Source organism: Mesorhizobium sp. M7A.F.Ca.CA.001.08.2.1, assembly GCF_003998455.1.
Taxonomy (GTDB): domain Bacteria; phylum Pseudomonadota; class Alphaproteobacteria; order Rhizobiales; family Rhizobiaceae; genus Mesorhizobium; species Mesorhizobium ciceri.
In genome coordinates this window covers 1-1,819 of the sequence record NZ_RZPW01001004.1, presented here as the reverse complement: position 1 = coordinate 1,819, position 1,819 = coordinate 1, and the positions used below count along the sequence as shown (strand labels likewise).

At 60.9% G+C, this 1,819-nt stretch carries 2 protein-coding genes; one reads left to right on the top strand and one right to left on the bottom strand.

Features of this window, described 5'->3' with window-relative positions; genetic code table 11:
* Positions 1 to 167 precede the first annotated feature (167 nt).
* Positions 168 to 842, top strand: a complete 675-nt coding sequence (locus tag EN914_RS34060) for an HAD family phosphatase (protein WP_024503715.1) — start codon at positions 168 to 170, stop codon at positions 840 to 842.
* On the opposite strand, the gene EN914_RS34055 is transcribed toward EN914_RS34060, so the two are convergent.
* A partial coding sequence (locus EN914_RS34055) for a DUF930 domain-containing protein (protein WP_127389619.1) occupies positions 839 to 1,819 on the bottom strand: 981 nt, incomplete at its 5' end. The genes EN914_RS34060 and EN914_RS34055 overlap by 4 nt on opposite strands.

Below are 1,819 nucleotides of genomic sequence, written 5' to 3'. Positions count from 1 at the left end.
CGCGCAGTCCCGGCAAGCCATGCAACGGGCGCTCGGGTCTTCCCGTGCGAGCGATGCGTTGCGCCAGCTTTGAGCCCGCTCTTCGCGTCCCCAAAAACGCACGTGCTATTGAACATTTGACTTTTTGCCGATAGCGATGTGCGAAAATTGACTCGAGAGGGAAACGCGTGGCGCGACCAAGGCCTATTATTTTCGATTGCGACGGCGTTCTTGTCGACAGCGAGCCTCTGGCCGCCCGCGCCTATGAGCGCGTCTACGAAAAGCACGGCATGCCCGGCGTCAACACCAGCGTCATCGCCCAATGCATCGGCATGAAGCAGTCCGATATCATCGCCAGGATCAAAGATTTGACCGGCCACCAGTTTCCGGCGGCGGCGGACGGCGACATCTGGGCCGAGACCAAGGTGCTGTTCTCGCAGGAATTGAAGCCGACACCGGGAATCACTGCCTTTCTGGAGGCGCTCGCGGGCGACCGCTGTGTCGCCTCGTCCTCCTCCGTCGAGCGCATAAACCACAGCCTTGCGGTGACCGGGCTGGCGCGTTTCTTCGGCGATGCGATCTACAGTTCCTCGATGGTCAAGAACGGCAAACCCGCGCCGGACATCTTCCTCTTCGCGGCGGACAAGATCGGCGCCAATCCCGTTGACTGCATCGTCATCGAGGACTCGCCCTTCGGCATCCAGGGCGCGATCGCCGCCGGCATGACGGCGATCGGCTACACCGGTGGCGGCCATACCTATGCCGAGCACGCCGCGCGGCTGACGGCTGCCGGTGCCGATTTCGTCTGCGCCGACTGGCAAGAAGTTAGCCGGCAATTGGCTAGGTTTGGTGTGCCGGCCTAGTTTAGACGATACTTTGTGAATCCACGGCTGGCCCATTCGCCAGGCGGCACGAGTGAGCCCACACGGAAGTTGAAGGACAGGACCCTCGTCGCATCGGCGTCGACTTCGCATCGGAAATTTAGGTTGTACCAAGCGTTTCTGGTGCTGAAGGCGGCCTGCGGAGGATTGAGAACATTGCCTTTGTCCAGCGTAATGGTTGGCACCCATTTGACCGTATAGTCGGCACTTTGCAGTTCCCGGCTCAGAACGTTGACGCAAAGGGTGGCCACCCGCTGACCGCGCGGCACATTCTCCATGGAGCTTGTAGCGAACGCATTGCCGGTTGCCCCTTGCGAGTAAAGCTTTCTGACGCCCGGAAGGCCGGAATAGATTGGTGATCCTGCAACGTCGTTGTTGGTGGGATTTGACCTTCCAGCATTCCCGATCGGCGCTTTGAAAGCTCTTGCGGGTTTGAACGTCATTGTCTTGGCAGGTTTGGACTTTGCCTTTCCAGTCGAAGCTGGAGGCGCCGGCTTGTCACCGGTCTCAGCCGTCAATGGCTTTGGCGTCACGACGGCTTGCTTTTCGTCAGGTTGCGGTGCGAGTTCTTGTTTGTCCGGCTGCTGTTTGTCGGTGTCCTCGGTCGCCTGCTTTTCCTCGCTTTGCGCGGGCTTTTCGTCCGGCGCAACGGTGGCCGGCTTCTCGTCAGGCTTGCTGGGGTCTGCCTTCTGCTGTGGCGTTGCAGCCGGGGCGGGCTCCGTCGGCGCGGGTGTCGGCGCGACAGGCGGCTTTGCAGCCTCATCCTTGGCCGGCGACGGCGTGTTGGGTTTAGCGCTGCTTCCGTCGAGCGATTTCTCCGGCCCGGTATCTTTCTGGCCGTACTGGAAAACGCGCTTCAGAACCTGGTCGTCTGGCGGTTTCGGCGGCGGCGGCTTTTGTTCAGGCGGCTTTTCAGCCTTCTTTTCAGGTGTCGGTTCCGGCGGCTTTGGAGCAGGTTT